The 21,374-nt window shown below is 44.1% G+C and carries 19 protein-coding genes and 1 tRNA gene; 16 read left to right on the plus strand and 4 right to left on the minus strand.

Annotated features, from left to right (window positions below):
- The first annotated feature begins 82 nt into the window (after positions 1–82).
- From ACZ49W_RS01135 to ACZ49W_RS01150, 4 genes are all read left to right on the plus strand, one after another.
- On the plus strand, positions 83–400 hold the full coding sequence (locus ACZ49W_RS01135) for a PadR family transcriptional regulator (RefSeq protein ID WP_464813513.1): 318 nt from the start codon (positions 83–85) through the stop codon (positions 398–400).
- Positions 397–975, plus strand: a complete 579-nt coding sequence (locus tag ACZ49W_RS01140; RefSeq protein WP_464813514.1) for a DUF1700 domain-containing protein — start codon at positions 397–399, stop codon at positions 973–975. Before ACZ49W_RS01135 ends, ACZ49W_RS01140 begins: the two co-directional genes overlap by 4 nt.
- Positions 972–1,820 (plus strand): DUF4097 family beta strand repeat-containing protein, encoded by an 849-nt coding sequence (locus ACZ49W_RS01145; RefSeq protein ID WP_464813515.1) that lies wholly within the window; start codon positions 972–974, stop codon positions 1,818–1,820. Before ACZ49W_RS01140 ends, ACZ49W_RS01145 begins: the two co-directional genes overlap by 4 nt.
- Before the next feature lie 200 nt (positions 1,821–2,020).
- Positions 2,021–3,922 carry a M13-type metalloendopeptidase gene (locus tag ACZ49W_RS01150; RefSeq protein WP_464813516.1) on the plus strand — a complete coding sequence of 634 codons (1,902 nt, stop codon included), beginning with the start codon at positions 2,021–2,023 and terminating at the stop codon, positions 3,920–3,922.
- Between the two features lie 98 nt (positions 3,923–4,020).
- Here ACZ49W_RS01150 and ACZ49W_RS01155 read toward each other — a convergent pair whose 3' ends face one another.
- Positions 4,021–4,101: a type I toxin-antitoxin system Fst family toxin gene (locus ACZ49W_RS01155; RefSeq protein ID WP_464814937.1), complete on the minus strand. Its 81-nt coding sequence runs from the start codon at positions 4,099–4,101 to the stop codon at positions 4,021–4,023.
- 296 nt (positions 4,102–4,397) lie between these two features.
- Between ACZ49W_RS01155 and ACZ49W_RS01160 the strand changes: the two genes are divergently transcribed.
- Positions 4,398–4,913: a hypothetical protein gene (locus ACZ49W_RS01160; RefSeq protein ID WP_464813517.1), complete on the plus strand. Its 516-nt coding sequence runs from the start codon at positions 4,398–4,400 to the stop codon at positions 4,911–4,913.
- Positions 4,914–5,092: 179 nt separating this feature from the next.
- Here the strand turns inward: ACZ49W_RS01160 and ACZ49W_RS01165 are convergent.
- Positions 5,093–5,163 (minus strand) — tRNA-Cys (locus tag ACZ49W_RS01165).
- 188 nt (positions 5,164–5,351) lie between these two features.
- Here ACZ49W_RS01165 and ACZ49W_RS01170 point away from each other — a divergent pair.
- From ACZ49W_RS01170 to ACZ49W_RS01200, 7 genes are all read left to right on the plus strand, one after another.
- The gene (locus ACZ49W_RS01170) at positions 5,352–6,641 is read left to right on the plus strand and encodes an adenylosuccinate synthase (protein ID WP_464813518.1); all 1,290 of its coding nucleotides are present in this window, start codon (positions 5,352–5,354) and stop codon (positions 6,639–6,641) included.
- Positions 6,642–6,804: 163 nt separating this feature from the next.
- A complete protein-coding gene (locus ACZ49W_RS01175; RefSeq protein WP_464813519.1) occupies positions 6,805–8,364 on the plus strand; it encodes a PTS ascorbate transporter subunit IIC in 1,560 nt (519 codons plus the stop codon).
- A gap of 53 nt (positions 8,365–8,417) precedes the next feature.
- The gene (locus ACZ49W_RS01180; RefSeq protein WP_464813520.1) at positions 8,418–8,699 is read left to right on the plus strand and encodes a PTS sugar transporter subunit IIB; all 282 of its coding nucleotides are present in this window, start codon (positions 8,418–8,420) and stop codon (positions 8,697–8,699) included.
- Positions 8,700–8,816: 117 nt separating this feature from the next.
- Positions 8,817–9,302 (plus strand): PTS sugar transporter subunit IIA, encoded by a 486-nt coding sequence (locus ACZ49W_RS01185; protein ID WP_464813521.1) that lies wholly within the window; start codon positions 8,817–8,819, stop codon positions 9,300–9,302.
- 18 nt (positions 9,303–9,320) lie between these two features.
- A complete protein-coding gene (locus ACZ49W_RS01190; RefSeq protein ID WP_464813523.1) occupies positions 9,321–9,986 on the plus strand; it encodes a 3-keto-L-gulonate-6-phosphate decarboxylase UlaD in 666 nt (221 codons plus the stop codon).
- Between the two features lie 3 nt (positions 9,987–9,989).
- A complete protein-coding gene (locus tag ACZ49W_RS01195; protein WP_464813524.1) occupies positions 9,990–10,856 on the plus strand; it encodes an L-ribulose-5-phosphate 3-epimerase in 867 nt (288 codons plus the stop codon).
- Complete coding sequence (locus tag ACZ49W_RS01200; protein WP_464813525.1) at positions 10,856–11,566, plus strand: L-ribulose-5-phosphate 4-epimerase; 711 nt, start codon at positions 10,856–10,858, stop codon at positions 11,564–11,566. The genes ACZ49W_RS01195 and ACZ49W_RS01200 overlap by 1 nt, the downstream gene beginning before the upstream one ends.
- A gap of 338 nt (positions 11,567–11,904) precedes the next feature.
- Here the strand turns inward: ACZ49W_RS01200 and ACZ49W_RS01205 are convergent, their stop codons facing one another.
- A complete protein-coding gene (locus ACZ49W_RS01205; protein ID WP_464813526.1) occupies positions 11,905–12,819 on the minus strand; it encodes an alpha/beta hydrolase in 915 nt (304 codons plus the stop codon).
- 224 nt (positions 12,820–13,043) lie between these two features.
- Complete coding sequence (locus tag ACZ49W_RS01210; RefSeq protein WP_464813527.1) at positions 13,044–13,877, minus strand: alpha/beta fold hydrolase; 834 nt, start codon at positions 13,875–13,877, stop codon at positions 13,044–13,046.
- 162 nt (positions 13,878–14,039) lie between these two features.
- On the opposite strand from ACZ49W_RS01210, the gene ACZ49W_RS01215 reads away from it, so the two are divergent.
- From ACZ49W_RS01215 to ACZ49W_RS01230, 4 genes are all read left to right on the plus strand, one after another.
- Entirely contained in the window at positions 14,040–15,734 is a 1,695-nt protein-coding gene (locus tag ACZ49W_RS01215; RefSeq protein WP_464814938.1) for a BglG family transcription antiterminator, read from the plus strand.
- Between the two features lie 84 nt (positions 15,735–15,818).
- The gene (gene ulaG, locus ACZ49W_RS01220) at positions 15,819–16,910 is read left to right on the plus strand and encodes an L-ascorbate 6-phosphate lactonase (RefSeq protein WP_464813528.1); all 1,092 of its coding nucleotides are present in this window, start codon (positions 15,819–15,821) and stop codon (positions 16,908–16,910) included.
- A 117-nt stretch (positions 16,911–17,027) separates the two neighbouring features.
- Positions 17,028–19,004 (plus strand): transketolase, encoded by a 1,977-nt coding sequence (tkt, locus tag ACZ49W_RS01225; RefSeq protein WP_464813529.1) that lies wholly within the window; start codon positions 17,028–17,030, stop codon positions 19,002–19,004.
- A 275-nt stretch (positions 19,005–19,279) separates the two neighbouring features.
- Complete coding sequence (locus ACZ49W_RS01230; RefSeq protein ID WP_464813530.1) at positions 19,280–21,352, plus strand: mucin-binding protein; 2,073 nt, start codon at positions 19,280–19,282, stop codon at positions 21,350–21,352.
- The last annotated feature ends 22 nt before the right edge of the window (positions 21,353–21,374 follow it).

The following is a 21,374-nucleotide window of genomic DNA, read 5'->3' on the forward strand; positions in this document are numbered from 1 at the left end:
TTTATTTTCCTTCTTGACAAGGTCTTAGAATGGGTATATAATTTATATATAAAATAATTATATATAACAAGGAGGTGAGGACATGTATTTTCCAACCTCATCCACGGTGATCGAATTTCTCATCTTGGCTATGGTGAAAGAGCAAGATTCTTATGGTTATGAGATTAGTCAAACCATCAAATTGGTCGCAAGCATCAAGGAGTCAACGCTCTACCCCATCCTAAAAAAGTTAGAGCAGGCTGGCTATCTTTCGACCTATTCGGGAGAGTACCAAGGAAGAAAACGCAAGTATTACCATATCACAGAAGAAGGAGTGGAACAGTTGACCTTTTTGGAGCAAGAATGGGCGACTTATACCACGACCATAGACGGTATTATTGCAGGGAGGATTAGAAAATGACACGCACAGAATATTTAGGACAACTTCGCCGGTATTTGAAAAAATTACCCAGTGAGGATTATGAAGAAGCCATGGACTATTTTACTGAGTTGTTTGACGAGGTAGGACCAGATGGTGAAGCAGACTTGATGCAAGAGCTTGGCAGTCCCAAGGAGGCAGCCTATACGGTCTTGCAGAACTTGATTCAAAGCAAGGGGCAATCCAAGGAGTACACGGTTGGTCAAATTGTTTGGTTGAGTTTGCTTGGCATTTTTGCAGCTCCTCTAGCTATTCCTTTGGCCTTTGTGGTGCTAATCCTCTTTTTGACTACCTTATTTCTCCTTGCAGTCTTTGACCTTACTCTTTTTATTCTCGGTTTTTCTGGGGTTTTGGTAGGGATTTCCCTCATGGTCGAGGTGGTCTTTGACCTCTTGGGGGCAGGACTTTCAGCCATTAGTCTTGGCTTGGGTCTTGGTTTTTCAGCTATGGGGCTGGGTCTTTTGCTCTTTGTTGTCAGTATTTATCTCTTTAGAGGAGGAAGATACTTGGTTTTGGCTTTAGTCAGATGGATCAATCAACGAAAGGAATTGGCATGAAAAAGAAGAATTGGATACAGGTAGTGGCTTTGGTAGGTGGTTTGTCTCTTCTTGTCGGTATTTTACTTGCCATGATGGGAGGAAAAAAAGGTCTGGATCAAATTGAGCAAGCCTATAATTTAAAAAACGAGGTTTACACCCGACCTGCCACGCAGTTGCATAATATTAACAAGATTAAGGTCAACGGTCAAAAGGAAGGTGTCGTCATTAGACCCTCCAAGGATAACGCCTTTCATGTGTTGGCTTATGCTGGTCGAGAATATAGTAACCCTGTCTTTGTCAGAGAAGATGACAGAGGCACACTCCTTATTGAAGAAAATCCCCAACTTCAAGTTGACAACGGCTCATTTTCAGACTTTTTCCCCTTGATTGCCTTACTAAAGTGGGATAGACTCCCTTTTTATCAGATAACGATTGAGGTGCCACAAGAAGTGTCTGCGCTAGATTTAGAGCTTAGCACCAGTGAAGATAGTTGGGTAGAGGGCAAATCTTTTGGTCAAATCACAGCTAAAATGGGTGATGGGGACTTGGTTGTTATGGGAAATATACAAAAAGCCAATATCACCAGTAGTTCAGGTAGCATCTCCCTACCTAAAGGCGTAGAAAGTGGTCAAATTAAGACCAAAGATGGTGATATTGAACTCTCAAATCTCGCTCTAAAAGGAGACCTCTCAGTGGAAAATGAGAGGGGAGATACTCATATCACTTTTAGAAAAGGAGAAACAGCTAAAATTAAGGCGAACAGCACTGCTGGTGATGTCAGCCTAGCCCCGCGTCTCAAAGATAGCAAAGAAGGGCAAAATCTTACCACTACAAGCAAGATAGGAGATATTGTCGTTAAATAAAGTGAGGATAGGTTTTGAGAAATAGCCTTTCTTTTTATGACTTTGTCAACTCATCTTGCCTAACCTCAGTTATGTCTTGCTGTGAGTTTCCTCGTTCGAAAAGCAAACTAAAAGCTTATATCAGAAAAGTCTGGTAGATGTGCTATCTTCTTCTCTTATTTTCTGCTATAATGGAGAGTAAGACGAAAAGGAGGCCTGCTATGGTACGTTTACAGGATGATTTTTATGCCGCTATCAATGGTGACTGGATTAAGGATGCCGTGATTCCAGAGGATAAGCCAGCGACCGGTGGTTTTTATGAGATTGACCGCGAGATTGAGACCCTGATGTTAGAAACAACAGGAGCTTGGCTAAAGGGAGAAGACTTGCCAAACGATCCGATCTTACAAGAGTTTGTCAAATACCACCGCTTGGTAGCAGACTGGGAAACCCGTGATGCTGTAGGAATTGCGCCAGCTCTTGAGTTAAAAGCAGAGTATGAAGCGCTCGACTCTTTTGAGGCCTTTACGCAAAAAATGGCTGAGTATGACTTGGCAGGTAAACCCAATTTATTGCCGTTTTCGATCTCGCCTGATTTTAAGAATGCAAGACTCAATGTCTTGTGGGCGGGCTCACCGGGCTTGATTTTACCAGATACCTCTTATTACCATGATGGAGAAAATGCTGAAAAAGGGCAAGAACTCCTAGTGCTATTTCAAGAGACACAAACAGCTCTTCTTAAAGCACTCGGCTGGCAAGACGATGAGATTGCGACCAGTCTTGAAAAAGTGATTGCGCTGGACGATCGCCTTGCCAAGCATGTCTTATCTAGCGAAGAGCAGTCGGAGTATGTTAAAAACTATCACCCTTATGCTTGGGAGGACTTCAAGGCCTTGGTTCCTGAGTTGCCCCTAGATGACATCATGATGCAAATTTTGGGGCAAGTACCTGATCAGATGATTGTGCAAGACTTGCGTTTTTGGACGGAGTTTGCCAAGGACTACTTTAGTGCCCAAAACTGGGAGGCTCTAAAAGCTGATTTGGTCATGGGGGCAAGCACACAATGGACTAGCTATTTGACGGATGAGGTTCGTATCTTGGCGGGGGCTTATGGCAGGGCGCTATCTGGTATTCCAGAAGCCATCAGTAAGGAAAAAGCAGCTTACCGTTTGGCGCAAGGTCCCTATAATCAAGCACTTGGTCTTTGGTATGCTGGGCAAAAATTCTCTAAAGAAGCTAAAGCAGACGTTGAAAATAAGGTCAAGCAGATGATTGGCGTGTATAAGGAACGCCTTTCTACCAATACATGGTTAGAAAAAGCGACCATCAATCAAGCGATTTTGAAGTTAGATACTATCGTTGCCCATATTGGTTATCCTGAAAAATTGCCAGAGACTTATGCCCAAAAACGCATTGATGAGAACCTCTCCTTGGTTGAAAATGCAGCAGCGTTAGCTAAGATTGCCATCGCTCATGCTTGGAGTAAGTGGAATCAACCTGTTGACCGTAGCGAGTGGCATATGCCAGCCCACATGGTCAACGCTTACTATGATCCACAACAAAACCAAATTGTCTTTCCAGCTGCAATCTTACAAGTTCCATTCTACTCGATTGAGCAGTCTGCTTCTGAAAATTATGGCGGAATTGGTGCTGTCATTGCCCATGAGATTTCCCATGCTTTTGATACCAATGGGGCATCCTTTGACGAATACGGTAGCCTCAAGGATTGGTGGACCAAGAAGGATTATACCGCCTTTCAAGAAAAGACCGATCAAGTCGTCGCTCAGTTTGATGGTCTAGAGTCACACGGAGCTAGAGTTAGTGGCAAGCTCACCGTTTCTGAAAATGTCGCTGACCTAGGAGGGCTTGCTGCCGCTCTTGAAGCAGCCAAGATGGAGGAGGACTATTCACCAGAAGCCTTCTTTACCAACTATGCCCGCATCTGGCGCATGAAAGGACGTGATGAGTTCATGCAACTCATCGCAACCGTGGATGTCCATGCCCCAGCAAAATTGCGCGTCAATGTCCAAGTGCCTAACTTTGATGAGTTTTATGAAACTTTTGATGTCAAAGAAGGAGACGGCATGTGGCGAGCTAAAGATAAACGGGTCATGATTTGGTAATTCCCTTTGACTTTTTGATGACGAATTGAAGTATAATCGCCATGATTTATGACGAACAAAGCCTCCTTGCTGTTGTAAGCAAGGAGGCTTTGTTGATACTATTTGTCTTTACTTAGCCATTTATCAACAACTTTTAGGATAATACCGACCACAATTAGTCCGATGATCGTTTTGAGGATTCATTGGAACATAGCTAACTCACCTCTCTTCATAGGTGGTCTGTTAGTGCTGGCTTTTATGATATCATATTTTTTAGGTTTGATGAGGGGGATATTTGACACGGAGGAGGAGATGTGAGATAATAACTTTGGATAAAAACGAAAGAATAAACCTCCTTTCATATCCCGACTCAGTTCGTCGTAAAACATCTAGCCGTTTGGCAATGAGGGGGCGGAGGGACGCGCTCGTTAACAGAAGTATCCCATTGGAAATGCGTCTCGCTTTTTTAGCGAGATTTTTTATTAGGTAGGTTCAATTGAAAAGTAAGAAAATTGTATTAGGGCAAATCAATCTTCAAATGTGCCAAGATTATCATCTCATTCAAGCTATGGATTATGATGCTTTCAAGCGAAAAGTTTTGGATAAAGGGAGAGGATTTGCAGTTGTTCTCGTCATATTGCAGGGGCTGAAATTTTTAATTCCTTTGCGTTCCTATATCCCTAAAAAATATCAGTTAAAATACAAATTGAGGGATAGCCAACGTCTAGGGTTTGTAGAAGGACTGGATATTGGCAAAGCCTTGATTTTGGAAGATGAGCGTTACCTTATTCATACACAGTTTAGACTGCGTCGGATAGAAGATTATTATAAAATCATGGACAATGATAAAGCTATCATCAATAAATTGGTCAAAGCTATTATTGATTTCAATTGGGCTTATGAGCATAACGATCAGAATAAATTATCTGATCCCAAACGATTTAAATTCTCTACTTTTTTCAACTACGTTGATCGTTTAAAAAACATCACAGAGGAGGATTATATCCAGTGAGGCATCCAAGAGGGTGTCTTTTTTGTATTTTAGAAGTAGGAGAGATTGTCGCAGTTTATAAGCCAAGCATGGAACCCTACTCCGACAGTTTTTCGCCCCAAAACTCCCCTGATACAGAAATAGAAAAAACAAAAAGCCCTCATGTTCAGGGCTTTTTGTGATAAACAGGTTATAAAGAAAGGCGGTAGACGGATTTGAACCGACGATCAAGCTTTTGCAGAGCCGTGCCTTACCACTTGGCTATACCGCCATAACTCTTACTATTTTACACTAAAAAGTTCCTGGCGTCAAGTTTCTTTTGTGACTTTCTCTTAGGGGTCAATCATTGAAAAAAAATCAAAAATCCACTATAATAATAGTCGTGTGATTGAGACTAGCAGGTGAGAGTCCTGCCATCAAGTAGCAGAAAGGACGGGCCTTTTGGCCTAAGTTAAGATTATGACATCAGTGGTTGTTGTTGGAACCCAGTGGGGGGACGAAGGTAAGGGAAAGATTACAGATTTCTTGTCACAAGATGCCGAGGTGATCGCGCGTTATCAAGGAGGAGACAATGCAGGTCACACCATCGTAATCGATGGCAAAAAGTTTAAGCTCCATCTGATTCCATCTGGTATTTTCTTCCCAGAAAAGATTTCCGTAATTGGTAACGGAATGGTGGTCAATCCTAAATCCTTGGTGAAAGAATTGGCTTATCTCCACGAGGAAGGGATTACGACAGATAATTTGCGGATTTCAGATCGGGCGCACGTTATCTTGCCTTATCATATCAAGCTCGATGAGGAACAAGAAAGAGCTAAAGGAGACAATAAAATCGGAACTACCAACAAGGGAATCGGGCCTGCTTATATGGATAAGGCAGCGCGTGTTGGGATTCGGATTGCCGATCTCTTAGATAAGGACATCTTTGCGGAACGCTTGCGCATCAATCTAGCGGAGAAAAATCGTCTCTTTGAAAAGATGTATGAGTGCGAGCCTTTGTCTTTTGATGAGATTTTTGAAGAATACTATGCTTATGGTCAAGAAATCAAGAAATATGTGACCGACACCTCTGTGATTTTAAATGATGCCTTGGATGCAGGCAAACGTGTGCTTTTTGAAGGGGCGCAAGGGGTTATGTTAGATATTGACCAAGGAACGTATCCATTTGTTACCTCGTCTAATCCAGTAGCTGGTGGTGTGACCATCGGTTCTGGGGTTGGTCCAAGTAAGATCAACAAGGTTGTGGGTGTCTGCAAGGCTTACACCAGCCGTGTGGGGGATGGCCCATTCCCAACCGAACTCTTTGATGAGATTGGTGAGCGTATCCGTGAGGTTGGTCACGAGTACGGGACAACAACAGGTCGTCCGCGTCGTGTCGGCTGGTTTGACTCTGTGGTCATGCGCCATAGCCGTCGCGTTTCAGGGATTACCAACCTTTGTCTCAACTCCATTGACGTTCTTTCTGGTCTTGATACCGTGAAGATTTGTGTGGCTTATGACTTAGACGGAGAGCGTATTGATTACTACCCAGCTAGTCTTGAGAAATTAAAACGTTGTAAGCCAATTTACGAAGAACTCCCAGGATGGTCTGAAGATATTACAGGCGTGCGTTCTTTAGAGGAATTACCAGAAAATGCGCGTAACTATGTTCGCCGTGTGGCAGAGCTAGTGGGTGTGCGTATCTCGACCTTCTCTGTTGGTCCAGATCGCGATCAAACCAACATTTTAGAAAGTGTTTGGAGCATGTAAAAGACGATAAGTTAGGAAGTCTGAGGCGGATGTCTCAGGCTTTTTGACTAGGTTTTGACACATCAAAACCACGGGTGAACACATGACTGTGTACTTCTTGGTCTTTTTGTTGGCGCTTACATGTTTTATAATAAGAGTGTAGAAAAACAAAAGGAGAAGAAACATGAATCCTATTCAGGTAGCGCTCAACTGGTTCTCGCAGAATATCTTGCAGAATCCAGCCTTCTTCGTAGGTCTTTTGGTTCTTGTGGGTTATGCCCTCCTCAAAAAACCTGCGCATGACGTGTATGCGGGCTTTGTTAAGGCGACAGTTGGTTACATGATTTTGAACGTAGCCGCTGGTGGTTTGGTAAATACTTTCCGTCCGATCTTGACAGCGCTCAACTATAAATTTAAAATTGGTGCGGCAGTTATCGACCCTTATTTTGGTCTAACAGCTGCCAACACCAAGATTCAAGAGCAGTTCCCAAGCTTTGTTGGAGCGGCAACCACAGCCCTCTTGATTGGTTTTGGGGTCAATATCCTGCTCGTTGCCTTTCGTAAGATTACCAAGGTGCGTACCCTCTTTATCACGGGTCACATCATGGTGCAACAAGCCGCAACCATCTCACTTATGGTGCTTCTACTTATCCCCCAATTGCGTAACGGTTTTGGAGTGACGGCTATCGGTATCATCTGTGGTCTTTACTGGGCAGTCAGCTCTAATATGACCGTTGAAGCAACACAACGTCTCACTGGTGGTGGAGGATTTGCTATCGGTCACCAACAACAATTTGCCATCTGGTTTGTGGATAAAATCGCTGGTAAATTGGGCAAAAAAGAAGATAATTTGGACAGTTTGAAACTCCCAACTTTCCTATCCATCTTCCATGATACCGTTGTTGCCTCAGCGACCTTGATGCTCGTCTTCTTTGGTGCCATTCTTGTCGTACTTGGTCCTGATACCATGGCGATTAAACAATTTATGTTTGACGGTTCAGGTCACGCAGTGACGGGTGTCCTTGATGCCGCTAAGGGAACTTTGACCCTAGCATCTGGTGAAGTCTTGACCAAAGGTCACTTTAGCGTCCTTGCTAATGGTGCGGTCTTTGATGCAGCGAAACAATCTTTCTTCATGTACATCATCCAAACAGCCTTTACTTTCTCTGTTTATCTCTTCATCTTGATGCAAGGGGTACGGATGTTCGTATCTGAGTTGACCAACGCCTTCCAAGGAATTTCAAACAAACTCCTTCCAGGATCATTCCCAGCGGTGGACGTTGCAGCCTCTTACGGTTTTGGTTCACCAAATGCGGTGCTTTCAGGATTTGCCTTTGGTCTTATCGGTCAATTAGTGACGATTGTTCTACTTATCATCTTCAAGAGTCCAGTGCTTATCATCACAGGATTTGTACCGGTATTCTTTGACAATGCAGCCATTGCCGTTTATGCGGACAAACGTGGTGGTTGGAAAGCTGCTTTGATTCTTTCTTTCATCTCAGGGGTTATCCAAGTAGCACTCGGTGCGCTCTGTGTTGAGTTGCTAGGACTTGGTAGCTACGGTGGTTACCACGGAAATATCGACTTTGATCTTCCATGGTTGCCATTTGCTTACCTCTTCAAGTATGCAGGCATCATCGGCTTTGTCCTTGTGTGTGTGTTCTTCCTTATCATTCCACAAATCCAATTTGCAAAAGCAAAAGACAAGGAAGCTTACTACCGCGGTGAAGCGCAAGCCGAATAATCTATTCTTTATAACTTAGGTCAATATTAACACTTACTCAGGAGGAAATAAAAATGGTTAAAGTATTAACAGCATGTGGTAACGGTATGGGTTCATCTATGGTAATCAAGATGAAGGTTGAAAATGCTCTTCGTGGACTTGGTGTGACTAACATCGAATCTGCATCTTGCTCTGTTGGTGAAGCAAAAGGCTTAGCAGCAGGCTATGATATCGTTGTGGCTTCAAACCACCTCATCCATGAATTAGAAGGTCGTACACAAGGTAAATTGGTTGGTCTTGACAACCTCATGGACGACAATGAAATCAAGACAAAATTGGAAGAAGCCTTAAAATAATTGAAAGAAAAGGGAGTGACGTTGCTAGACTAGCAACTGGAGGAATGTTAGACAGTTCTCCCACTCCTTTTCTTCTTTAACCAACGAGAAACGCTAACGAAAATAGGAGAGAAAATCATGAATCTTAAAAAAGCATTTACAGAAAACGACTCTATCCGCCTTGGATTAAGCGCAGATACTTGGGAAGAAGCGGTAAAATTGGCTGTGGATCCTTTGATTGAAAGCGGAGCCGTTGAGCCTAGCTACTACGAAGGCATTATTCGCTCGACCAAGGAATTTGGTCCTTACTATATCCTCATGCCGGGGATGGCTATGCCGCATGCTCGTCCTGAAGACGGGGTTAACCGTGACTCATTTGCGTTAATCACCCTAAAAGAGCCAGTGACCTTCTCAGACGGAAAAGAAGCGAGTGTGCTTTTGACCTTGGCTGCAACCTCATCAGATATTCACACCTCTGTTGCCATTCCACAAATCATCGCTCTTTTTGAACTTGAAAACTCTATCGAGCGCTTGGTCAACTGCAAGACCAAAGAAGAAGTGCTTGCAATGGTAGAAGAATCTAAAAACAGCCCTTACCTTGAAGGACTTAACCTCGAAGACTAAGAAAGGAAATTTTATCTCATGACAAAACGTATTCCAAATCTCCAAGTTGCCCTCGACCACTCAGATCTTAAAGGTGCTATCAAAGCAGCGGTTTCTGTTGGCCATGAAGTTGATATCATCGAAGCAGGAACCGTCTGCCTCCTTCAAGTCGGTAGCGAGCTTGTAGAAGTGCTTCGCGCTCTTTTCCCTGAAAAAATCATCGTTGCGGATACCAAGTGTGCGGATGCTGGAGGTACCATCGCTAAAAATAATGCCGTGCGTGGTGCGGACTGGATGACTTGTATCTGTTCTGCGACGATTCCAACCATGGAAGCAGCGCTAAAAGCCATCCAAGAAGTTAATGGCGAAAAAGGGGAAATCCAAATCGAGCTTTACGGAGACTGGACCTTTGAGCAAGCACAACTTTGGCTTGATGCTGGTATCTCACAAGCTATCTACCACCAATCTCGTGACGCCCTTCTTGCAGGTGAAACTTGGGGTGAAAAAGATCTTAACAAAGTGAAAAAACTCATCGATATGGGATTCCGTGTTTCTGTCACAGGAGGGCTTAATGTCGATACCTTAAAACTTTTTGAAGGGGTGGATGTTTATACCTTTATCGCAGGACGTGGCATCACTGAAGCAGCAGAACCTGCTAAGGCAGCGCGTGAATTCAAAGACGAAATCCGTCGCATTTGGGGGTAAACCATGAAACGACCAATCGGCATTTATGAAAAAGCAACGCCCAAGCATTTTACGTGGCTAGAGCGCTTGAAGTTTGCCAAAGAGCTAGGGTTTGATTTTGTGGAAATGTCTGTGGATGAAAGCGACGCAAGACTAGCACGCCTAGAGTGGACTAAGGAAGAGCGTTTTGAGGTGGTCAAAGCCATCTATGAAACAGGCGTTCGTATCCCAACCATTTGTTTCTCAGGGCATAGACGCTACCCACTAGGGTCAAACGATCCCGTCCTTGAGGCAAAATCGCTTGAGACCATGAAGCAATGTATCGAGTTAGCGCAAGACCTTGGCGTGCGTGTCATTCAGCTAGCAGGCTACGATGTTTACTACGAGGATAAGTCCCTTGAGACCCGTCGTCGTTTTATCAAAAACTTGAAGACAGCCTGTGATTGGGCAGCTAAGGCACAAGTCATCCTTGCGATTGAGATTATGGATGATCCTTTTATCAACTCTATCGAAAAATACTTGGCGGTGGAAAAAGAGATCGACTCACCTTATCTTTTCGTCTATCCAGATACGGGAAATGTCTCAGCTTGGCACAATGACAATTACAGCGAATACTATCTTGGTCACAGATCTATCGCAGCCCTTCACCTCAAGGATACCTATGCTGTGACGGAAACCTCAAAAGGGCAATTTCGTGACGTCCCATTTGGCGAAGGTTGTGTGGACTGGGAAGGTGTCTTTGCTGTTTTGAAAGAAACCAACTATCAAGGACCATTCCTCATTGAGATGTGGTCTGAAAACTGCGAAACGGTAGAAGAAACCAAGGCTGCCATCAAGGCCGCCCAAGACTTCCTCTACCCACTTATCGAGAAAGCGGGGTTAACAGAATAATGTTATTACCAGAACTTAGAAAACGAGTCTATGAAGCCAACGTAGCCCTTCCAGAGCATGGATTGGTTAAATTTACTTGGGGCAATGTCTCTGCCATTGACCGTGAGGCAGGTCTTATCGTCATCAAGCCGTCTGGCGTCCCTTATGAAAAGCTCTCACCAGAAAACATGGTGGTGACAGACCTTGACGGCAATGTGGTGGAGGGAGACCTTAATCCATCATCTGACTTAGCTACTCACGTGGAGCTTTACAAGGCTTGGCCAGCGATTGGTGGTGTGGTTCACACTCACTCAACTGAAGCAGTCGGCTGGGCGCAAGCAGGGCGTGACATTCCCTTTTATGGCACCACCCATGCGGATTACTTCTACGGACCAATTCCTGCAGCACGTTCGCTCACAGAAGGGGAAATCAATACCGCCTACGAAAAAGAAACGGGCACCGTCATCATTGAGACCTTCCGTGAAAGAGGAATTGACCCAATTGCAGTCCCAGGGATTGTTGTGCGTAACCACGGACCATTTACTTGGGGGAAAACACCAGAAGAAGCTGTTTACCACAGCGTTGTCCTAGAAGAAGTAGCAAAAATGGCTCGCTTTACCGAGCAAATCGACCCACGTGTCGAACCAGCCCCTAAATACCTCATGGATAAACACTACCTCAGAAAACACGGACCAAACGCCTACTACGGACAAAAAGGCGATGCCCATTAAGATGTGAGGAGCGGTTCTGCGCTAGCGCAGAATCTTGCAATGAAAAAATAGGAAAAATGCCGAAGAAAGTTTACTTTCTAGGCATTTTTATCTTTTTTTCGAAGCAAGAAGCGACAAACTCAGTTATTTAAGATACAAAGGTGCGGTTTGCTTTAGCAAAAACTTCCACAGAAAAATAGGGATCATGACGACGAAACGTTCGTTTCTAGGAGTGAGAGTCTTTTTCTCAAAAAAGGTAACAGCGAACTCAGTTGATTAAGATATGAGGAGTGGTTCTGCCTACGGCAAATCAGAACACAAAAAAACTGGACTCAATGTCCAGTTTTTTAACATTCTTCTTAACCAAGATATTGATGGAAGAAGCTATCTAATTTTTCAACAGTTTGGGTCACATAAGGTTCCAAATCATACATGTCAAAGTGGTTAGCGCCTTCAACCAAGAAGAGTTCCTTAGTATCGGTTTTGAGGTTTTCAAAGGTTTCCTTGCTTTCCCAAAGCGTTAAGGCTTCGCTGCCTGCTACAAAAAGGACAGGTTGGGTGATAAGGTCTGTCAAATTGAAAGCAGAAAATCCAAGGATACGAGCAAAATCCACGAGAGCAACACGGTTAGTTGAGCGTGGGTGCCCAGCACGAGGTGTACGGTAGTAAAGGTGGCCTTGTTTTGCTTCTTCGGTCATGTCATCAGAAAGTTCATCAGCAACCCATCCCGTATAAGTCACGTCAGCTCCGCTAGCTTCTGCTTCACGCACTTTAGCAATCGCATCAAGTGTCGGAAAGGCTGTGTCTTCGATTTTTTGATCGCCTGTCCAACCACGACGGAAGGTAAGACCAATGTCAGCTCCACTGATGAGAGCAAGAGCTTTCACACGACGATCCGTTGCTGTTGCCTTAAAGGCGTAACCACCACTAGCACAGATACCGACAACACCGATACGCTCCTTATCTACATAAGGAAGGGTATCAAGATAGTCCAAAGTCGTTCTAAAATCTTCCACACGGCTATCTGGATCTTCTAGAAGATGAGGTGTGCCTTCGCTTTCACCTTGGTAGCTCGCATCAAAAGCGATGGTCACAAAGCCTTTTTCAGCCATGCGTCTAGCGTGTAGTCCAGCTGTTTGCTCCTTAACGCCTCCTGCTGGGTGACCAACGATGAGGGCTGGGTAAGTTTTGCTTTCATCAAAATCCGCTGGGAAGTAAAGATTGGCCGCTAATTTGAGACCATTACGACCAGCATAAAAAACAGTTTCTGTCATCTTGTTCTTTCCTTTTTATCGTTTATTTTTGTCCCTCTAGGTTTCCGGATTGCCTAGATTATGATGATTATAGCATTTTCGGGGGGGGGGGCAAGAAAAAACTGTTGAAAGGTTGAAGTAAGCGTCTCCTTTTATTTTCAGACCTGACCTGTATGTCAAAGACCAGACATTTGTACGATCTGTCGCAGGACTTGCTTGTTTCACACGATGGCATTGGGCAAACTTTACTTTGCCGTAATAAACTCAAGCAGGTCTGGATTGATGACATCAGCGTTGATGGTCAGCATACCATGAGAGTAGCCAGGATAGACTTTCAAGGTGCTGTTTGATAGGAGCTCAGCAGAGAGTTTGCCTGAGATGTCAAATGGTACAACTTGGTCATCGCTACCGTGCATAACAAGGGTAGGAACAGTGATTTGTTTTAAATCATCGGTAAAGTCCGTTTGAGAGAAAGCTACCACCCCATCATAGTGGGCTTTGGCACTTCCCATCATGCCTTGTCGCCACCAGTTTTGTATAACGCCTTTTTTCATCTCAGCGCCTGGGCGGTTAAAGCCGTAAAATGGGCCTTCAGGAATGGCATAGTAAAAATCAGCACGGTTAGTCAACACTTGTTCTCTAAAGTCGTCAAAAACGCTCTTTGGCACGCCATTTGGATTGTCTGGTGTTTGCACCATGAGAGGTGGCACAGCACCGACAATGACGGCTTTTTTGACACGATCTTGTCCGTGTCTAGCGATATAGTGAACGACTTCGCCACCACCTGTTGAGTGACCAATATGGATGACATCTGCAAGGTCGAGGTGATCCACCACCGCCTTGACGTCATCAGCGTAGTGATCCATGTCATGTCCATAAGACACTTGCTCTGAGCGGCCGTGTCCACGTCTATCATGAGCGACCACGCGGAAGCCCTTTTCTAGGAAATAGAGCATTTGGGCATCCCAGTCATCAGAGCTAAGAGGCCAACCGTGGTGGAAGTAAAGCACAGGGGCGTCTTTTTCTCCCCAATCTTTGTAAAAAATAGAAACACCGTCTTTGGTTGTTACATAAGGCATATGTCTAAACTCCTTTAATCATTTGATGAGGATAAAAGTATAGCAAATAATTTTAAGTTTGTCGAATTATTTGTCTCGCCTATTTCTATGCACTCGCTTCCTTGTGAAATATGTTATAATGAAACAAGGTAGAAAACAAAGAAGGTAAAACAAATGAGTGGAATGATACTACTTGATCGAAGCAGCTGTGATTTGTTACGCTATTTAATTCAGTTGGAAGTACCTGAAACCATTATGGCCATCAGCCGAGCCACCGATCAGTCGAGGCGCAAGATTTACTATCACCTTGAAAAAATCAATGATGCCCTCCCCAAAGAAACAAGCCCCATCACCAGTAAACCAAGGATAGGCATCCTACTCGATGATGAACAAAAAGAAGTTTGTGAGCAGCTACTGGCTAGTGTCGATGCCGATAGCTACATTATGAGCATTGAAGAGCGCATCCAGCTCATGATCCTTTATATCGCTATTGCTCCTGAGCGGGTCACCATTGAAAAATTAATTGAGTTAACGGATGTTTCTAGAAATACGGTTTTAAATGACCTCAATGATATTCGCTATCAATTTAAGCAAGAGCAGTACAAGGTCAACCTCTATGCCACCAAGTCAGAAGGGTATTTCTTAAAGTGCCATCCCTTAAATAAGTTGCAATACCTGCATTCTTTTTTATATGATGTCTTTCATGAGACCAGTAGCGGTTTTCAGCGGGTTTTAAAGGAAAAGCTGGCTATTTTTTTAAAGGATGAGGTTTTACTTTCGGATGAAATGCAGACCTTCCTTTTGGCAGAGCTCGAACATTTGGAGTTGGACCTTGGGAAAAAACTCAACCGCTCTGAAGTGACCATGATGCTGAAGATCCTTCCTTATTTGCTTCTTGCTTATCACAATATGAGTTTGCCGCAAAAAGAGCAAAAGGATCTCAAAAAAGAATTTCTTCCCTTGGAGGCTTACCTAGAGTATGGGATTGCCCAACAGCTCAGCGAGTCCTTGTTAGAAAAGGGGATTTCTCTTGATGAGATTGATACCTACTTGATTGCCCTGCTTTTTTTATCCTATCGCAAGGACCGAGACAATCACTTGGGCAGTCAAGACTTTGTGACCATGAAAGAGGACATTGACTGGATGATTGCGCAATTTGAGCAAAAATCTCAGATGCAAGTGGAAAATAAGGAGGACCTCTCAAGGCGTCTTCTTATGCACGCTAAGGCGCTGTTGTTTCGAAAGACTTATGGTATCTTGTCTAAAAACCCTTTGACCCAGCATGTCAAAGAGCAGTATGCTAGCTTGTTTAAGATTATCTCGCAAGTATCAGCTTGTTTAGAAAAACGCTGGGAGATTCATCTCAATGATGATGATTTGGCTTATTTGACCATTCATTTTGGCGGTTCTTTGCGTTCCAAAGAAGAAGGCTTAACGCCCCTTAGTCAAGTTTATATCGTCTGTGATGATGGGATTGCCATTCAAAAACTCTTGGTCAAGCAGTGCGAGCAGTACCTGCCTAAAGGCAGTATCCAAGCTGCCTTTACCACTGAGCAGTTTAGAAGTGTGGAAGATTTGCTTGTGGCAGACCTCTTGATTTCCACCAGTGATGCCCTAGAAGCGGATTTTACGACCATTCAGGTTCAGCCCATTCTTTCTCATGAGGACGTCAAAAAACTCAGCCATTTCCTCCAACACGAGGCTTTACAACTGGATTCGACCACTTTTGATAAGCAAATTGAGACCTTTTTGGCACCTTATTTGCTTGATCCTTTGCAGGCCAAAGAGCTGGCACACAAATTGCACCAAATGGTGGATCAAGAACTTCTGTCCATTTCTTCTCATCAGAGTGTGACAGATGAACACAAAGCTGTGTAAGACTTGGTCTTTTTGTTGACGCTTACATTAGGTATAATAGACTTGTAAATATGAAGGAATATCAATTCAGGAGGAACTGTTATTATGCCAAATGTTAAAGACATTACAAGAGAATCATGGATTCTTAGCACTTTCCCAGAATGGGGAACTTGGCTAAATGAAGAAATCGAAGAAGAAGTGGTTCCAGAAGGGAACTTTTCGATGTGGTGGCTTGGAAACTGCGGTATCTGGATTAAAACTCCAGGTGGAGCAAATATCGTGATGGATCTTTGGTCAGCACGTGGAAAATCTACGAAAAAAGTAAAAGACATGGTGCGTGGACACCAAATGGCTAACATGGCTGGTGTGCGTAAATTGCAACCAAACCTTCGCGTCCAACCAATGGTTATCGATCCATTTGCCATCAATGAGCTTGACTACTACCTCGTGTCACACTTCCATAGTGACCATATCGACATCAACACAGCAGCAGCCATCATCAACAACCCAAATCTTGACCACGTTAAATTCGTAGGGCCATACGAGTGTGGCGAAATCTGGAAAAAATGGGGTGTGCCAGAAGACCGTATCATCGTGGTAAAACCAGGCGATAGCTTTGAGTTCAAAGATGTGAAAGTTCATGCTGTTGAATCCTTTGACCGTACTTGTCTTGTGACCCTTCCAGTAGAAGGTGCTGAAGAAGCAGGAGGTGAACTTGCAGGGCTTGCTGTGACAGACGAAGAAATGGCAAGAAAAGCAGTAAACTACGTTTTTGAAACACCAGGTGGAACCATCTATCACGGAGCTGACTCACACTTCTCTAACTACTTTGCAAAACACGGTCGTGACTTCAAGATTGATGTTGCTCTTAACAACTACGGAGAAAACCCAATCGGTATCCAAGACAAGATGACTTCGATCGACATTCTACGTATGGCTGAAAACCTTGGTACCAAAGTCATTATCCCAGTTCACTATGATATCTGGTCTAACTTTATGGCATCAACAGATGAAATCATCAAACTTTGGGAAATGAGAAAAGAACGCCTCAAATACAAATTCCACCCATTCATCTGGGAAGTTGGAGGCAAATACACTTATCCACTTGATAAGGATGTGATTGAGTACCACCACCCACGTGGATTTGATGACTACTTCTTAGAAGATTCTAATATCCAATTTAAGGCACTCCTATAAGCCTTAGATAAGGTTATCCGTTTATCCTTGAGATATGCGGATAATTTTATTATACTAGTAATGTAAACGAGAAACCGCTTTTTTTCAAAAGCTTGCATGCAAAGAAAGGAAAGACTTATGTCACACTTATCTGTTAACGCCCTTCGTTTTTTAGGCATTGATGCTATCGAAAAATCCAAGTCTGGTCACCCAGGTGTGGTCATGGGAGCAGCTCCTATGGCTTATAGCCTTTATGCTAATCATCTAAGAGTGAATCCAGACCAACCAGACTGGCCAAACCGAGATCGTTTTGTGCTATCTGCTGGACATGGTTCTATGCTCCTTTATGCTCTTTTGCACCTTTCTGGTTATGCAGATGTGACCCTTGATGAGATTAAGGATTTCCGTCAATGGGGCTCAAAAACACCAGGACACCCTGAGTTTGGTCACACCAAAGGGGTGGATGCCACCACTGGACCTTTGGGACAAGGGATTGCAACAGCTGTTGGGATGGCTCAAGCAGAGCGTTTCCTTGCAGCTAAGTATAATACGGGTGAGTTCACCATCTTTGATCACTACACCTATGTCATTTGTGGAGACGGTGATTTGATGGAAGGGGTATCAGCTGAGGCTTCTTCTTATGCGGGTAAGCAAAATCTAGATAAACTCATCGTCCTTTATGATTCTAATGATATTTGCTTGGACGGAGAGACTAAGGATGCCTTTTCAGAAGACATGCGTGCTCGCTATGAGTCATACGGTTGGCATACAGATTTGGTGGCTGACGGCAATGATTTGGATGCGATTTCTAAGGCGATTGAAAGAGCTAAAAAGGCAGGTAAACCAAGTTTGATTGAAGTGAAAACCATCATTGGTTTTGGTTCACCAAATAAGCAAGGCACCAACGCCGTACACGGTGCCCCTCTTGGCGCAGAAGAGGCAGAAGCAACGAGAAAAGCCCTAGAGTGGCCATATGCCCCATTTGAAATTCCAGAAGTGGTTTACAATGATTTCAAATTGCGTGTAGCAGACCGTGGTCGTAAGGTCTATGAGGAATGGCTAAAAGTTGTTGAAGACTATAAGGCAACCTTCCCAGATGTGGCAGAAGAGTTAGAGAGTGTCCTTCGCAATGAACCAACTTTGAGCTTGAGCGAAGCAGACTTCCCTGTTTATGAAGATGGTTTCTCTCAAGCGACTCGTAACTCTTCTCAAGACGCTATCAATGCCATTGCTGCGGTTCTTCCTGACTTCTTGGGTGGTTCCGCTGACCTCGCTCATTCTAACATGACCTATATCAAGAGTGATGGTCTTCAAGACAGTGAAAATCCACTTGAGCGTAATATTCAATTTGGTGTGCGTGAATTTGCGATGGGAACTGTCCTAAACGGCATGACCCTCCACGGTGGGCTAAGGGTCTTTGGAGGTACCTTCTTTGTCTTTTCAGACTACCTCAAGGCAGCAATGCGGTTGTCTGCCCTTCAAGGCTTGCCAGTGACTTATGTCTTTACGCATGATTCCATTGCAGTGGGTGAGGACGGACCTACCCATGAGCCGATCGAACATCTCGCTGGTCTTCGTGCCATGCCAAATCTCAATGTCATTCGTCCAGCAGATGCGCGTGAAACACAAGGCGCTTGGTACCATGCCATGAAGAGCGATAAGACTCCAACAGCCCTTGTTTTGACTCGTCAAAATCTCACGGTTGAAGCAGGAAGCAGCTTTGCTGATGTGGCAAAAGGCGCTTATGTCATCTATCAAACAGGCGATGATTTTGACACCATCCTTCTTGCTTCTGGCTCTGAGGTCAACTTGGCAGTAGCAGCTGCTAAAGTGCTAGAAAAAGAAGGCGGCAAGATTCGTGTGGTCTCTGTGCCATCAACGGATCTCTTTAACCAACAATCACCAGAGTACCGTGAAAGCATCTTGCCAAACGCTATTCGTCGTCGTGTGGCTATTGAAATGGCAGCTAGCCAAAGCTGGTACCAATATGTAGGACTAGATGGCAAGGTCATCGGTATTGATACCTTTGGGGCTTCAGCACCAGCAAACAAGGTTATCGCAGAATACGGCTTTACCGTTGATCATGTGGTTGATGTCATCAAAGGACTCAACTAAACCGTTTAAGTATAGAAGTCGCTAACGAACACTCCAAGAGGAGGCATTGTAGTCTCCTTTTGGGGTGTTTTTTGGTGAGAGATTTGCTTTATCGTTGAAAAAACTGAAAGAGCTTTCTAAACCTTTAGAGTAGTCTAAAGGAGATTGACAAAAGGCTTACAAATATGATAGAATGGCGCTGTCAGGGAGTTTACAGTCTTGGGCTTGAAAGCAAATAGATGGCTGTCTATGACCATGCTTTTCTCCCTTAACTTCAAGCAAAAGAGATAAAACAGATGCAAGTAATGCAATTTAAACAAACCGATAAGGAAGGGCAAGCGATTAAAACAGGCGACAAGGCTTTTTGTGAGTTTGTCACACATAGAGACATCCCTTACGAAGAGCACACCTATCAGGGTCAGATTTATAAGCCAGAAGTCGAGTTGTCTGCTCTTTATCTCAAAAAAGGAAAACCCTTTATCAAAGCAGGTTCGAAGGTGAGGCTGTCCTACTACGTTTATGAAAATCCAGATAATGGTGAGCTGATTATCATTGACCGTACTTACGGGGAATTGTCGGCTGATCGGATTGTGATTAACGGCGAAGGAACCTATTGCCTTAGTGTTCGCTTGACAGAAGAGGGCAAAAAAGTTCCTCACCTTGCCTTTTTACCTGAGCCTCAGTTTTATGGGCAAACTGTGGGGGTTGAGCTGATTTCAGACAGTAGCGAGCTTGCCATTTCTCACCAAGAAACCCAGCAAAAGATGCGAGGGGACTTGCAGGAGTTACTCTCAAGCCAAAAAGATGCTGTTCTACGCTATTATCGTCCAGTTGTCGTTCCAACACCTCAAACCCAAAAGACGGTGACAAGAACCATCCACTATCTATATGCGGGGACAAAGCAAGAGGCTTCTCCTTCGATTAAAGAATCCATCACCTTTGAAAGACAGGCTATCCTAGATAAGGAAATCTATCACCTCCAGTATAGCCCTTGGCAGATGGCGACACATAGCTTGGAAGAAAACGGCTTGACCCATGACTTTCCTCTTGAAGAGGTGAGTAAGGCAGCTTTTTCTCAGATTCCCTCACCAGAAGTTGCAGGCTATCTTCCTAGCCAAGAGGACGTCCAATCTGGTTATGGTTTGCTGAGCGAAGAGCAAGCAAGAGCTCAGCGGGCACCGTCTTCTGTTAGTCCTTATTCTCCGGATTTATCTCTAGTGATTACCTACCACTCTGATCTTATGCAGGCTAGGATTGAGTTTCGCCTCCATAGCAAGGAAGGCGAGCTCTTGGATGAGGTGGTGATTCAAGGAGCAGCAGGCAGTTTGATTGCACAAGGTCTTGAGGTTGCTTCAAAAGAAAGCCACATTCCAAGAGAAAAAATCGAACAATTTAAGCAGATGGGCTATCACGTTTCAGTAGATGAGTTGGAAGAAGCCATAAAGGCTGGAGCGGTTTTTGAAGCCAAACCTTTCGTAGAACAGACTTTTGTCATCACGCTTTTTGAAGCTCCTCTACCGTCTGCAACGGAATGTCAGACCATTGGCGCCTTCAATGAGTCGCAAACAGGACAGATTCAATTTTTTGCTGGGGACGAGGATACACCAATTAGGGAAGATTTGCCAGCACGTTTCCAATTTATCCTACCAGATATGCCCTCTGAAGTGGATGACTTACCAAATGGTGAGCATTTGGTTCTTGCTGGTCAAGGCACTTATCAAAAGGATGAAAAAGGACAGATTAGCTTTATCCCAGAAGGGGCTAAATTAAATGATGAGGCAAACTATCTCTTTATCGAAGCAGAAGGGCACTACCATTTAAGCAGTCGAGGAGAGGTTACTTTTGAGCCAGAAGAGGGCTTCCTAGGAGAAGGTCACGTGATTGAAGTGGTCAAAGAAGACACCAATGGCGTTAAAGCGGTAGGCAGTTACCAAGCGACTGTCACAGCACCACAGCCAAGAGGGATAGATGTCTTGACCAAAGGATTACCTGGACAGACACAAGTGGGCTATGTGACCTTTATTCCGGGCTTAGAGTCCATCCCAATGGATGAAACGTCAACCCAGTTAATTCCGATGGAATGGCAGGGACAGATGTATTATCCAAGGCTCACTCAGCGAACCAAGGGTGAGCAGACGATTGACCTGCAAGAATTGGTCTTGCCAGAACTTGGTACCTACCTTGCAGACAGTTTGGGTCGAGTCATGTTTAAGCCAGCCCCACATTATACAGGCTTTATTCCACCGGTAGGTATTCAACAAAGAGACCAACAAGGTGCAGCAGCGACAGCTTATTATTTCCCAACTATTATGGAGCAAGAAAATCAGTATTCTACCCTAGAACTAGTGGATTTATCTCACTTGTTATGATAAAATGGAAACGTTGGGTAAA

Source organism: Streptococcus sp. STR1/CE/0325, assembly GCF_055386095.1.

What these genes read in the sequence shown, in the direction of transcription:
- ACZ49W_RS01190 (WP_464813523.1), top strand. Translation starts at nt 9,321, where the DNA reads ATGACAAAACGTATTCCAAATCTCCAAGTTGCCCTCGACCACTCAGAT.
- tkt (WP_464813529.1), top strand. Translation starts at nt 17,028, where the DNA reads ATGTCACACTTATCTGTTAACGCCCTTCGTTTTTTAGGCATTGATGCT.
- ACZ49W_RS01185 (WP_464813521.1), top strand. Translation starts at nt 8,817, where the DNA reads ATGAATCTTAAAAAAGCATTTACAGAAAACGACTCTATCCGCCTTGGA.
- ACZ49W_RS01215 (WP_464814938.1), top strand. Translation starts at nt 14,040, where the DNA reads ATGATACTACTTGATCGAAGCAGCTGTGATTTGTTACGCTATTTAATT.
- ACZ49W_RS01205 (WP_464813526.1), bottom strand. Translation starts at nt 12,819, where the DNA reads ATGACAGAAACTGTTTTTTATGCTGGTCGTAATGGTCTCAAATTAGCG.
- ACZ49W_RS01145 (WP_464813515.1), top strand. Translation starts at nt 972, where the DNA reads ATGAAAAAGAAGAATTGGATACAGGTAGTGGCTTTGGTAGGTGGTTTG.
- ACZ49W_RS01175 (WP_464813519.1), top strand. Translation starts at nt 6,805, where the DNA reads ATGAATCCTATTCAGGTAGCGCTCAACTGGTTCTCGCAGAATATCTTG.
- ulaG (WP_464813528.1), top strand. Translation starts at nt 15,819, where the DNA reads ATGCCAAATGTTAAAGACATTACAAGAGAATCATGGATTCTTAGCACT.
- ACZ49W_RS01180 (WP_464813520.1), top strand. Translation starts at nt 8,418, where the DNA reads ATGGTTAAAGTATTAACAGCATGTGGTAACGGTATGGGTTCATCTATG.
- ACZ49W_RS01170 (WP_464813518.1), top strand. Translation starts at nt 5,352, where the DNA reads ATGACATCAGTGGTTGTTGTTGGAACCCAGTGGGGGGACGAAGGTAAG.
- ACZ49W_RS01135 (WP_464813513.1), top strand. Translation starts at nt 83, where the DNA reads ATGTATTTTCCAACCTCATCCACGGTGATCGAATTTCTCATCTTGGCT.
- ACZ49W_RS01195 (WP_464813524.1), top strand. Translation starts at nt 9,990, where the DNA reads ATGAAACGACCAATCGGCATTTATGAAAAAGCAACGCCCAAGCATTTT.
- ACZ49W_RS01230 (WP_464813530.1), top strand. Translation starts at nt 19,280, where the DNA reads ATGCAAGTAATGCAATTTAAACAAACCGATAAGGAAGGGCAAGCGATT.
- ACZ49W_RS01150 (WP_464813516.1), top strand. Translation starts at nt 2,021, where the DNA reads ATGGTACGTTTACAGGATGATTTTTATGCCGCTATCAATGGTGACTGG.
- ACZ49W_RS01210 (WP_464813527.1), bottom strand. Translation starts at nt 13,877, where the DNA reads ATGCCTTATGTAACAACCAAAGACGGTGTTTCTATTTTTTACAAAGAT.
- ACZ49W_RS01140 (WP_464813514.1), top strand. Translation starts at nt 397, where the DNA reads ATGACACGCACAGAATATTTAGGACAACTTCGCCGGTATTTGAAAAAA.
- ACZ49W_RS01200 (WP_464813525.1), top strand. Translation starts at nt 10,856, where the DNA reads ATGTTATTACCAGAACTTAGAAAACGAGTCTATGAAGCCAACGTAGCC.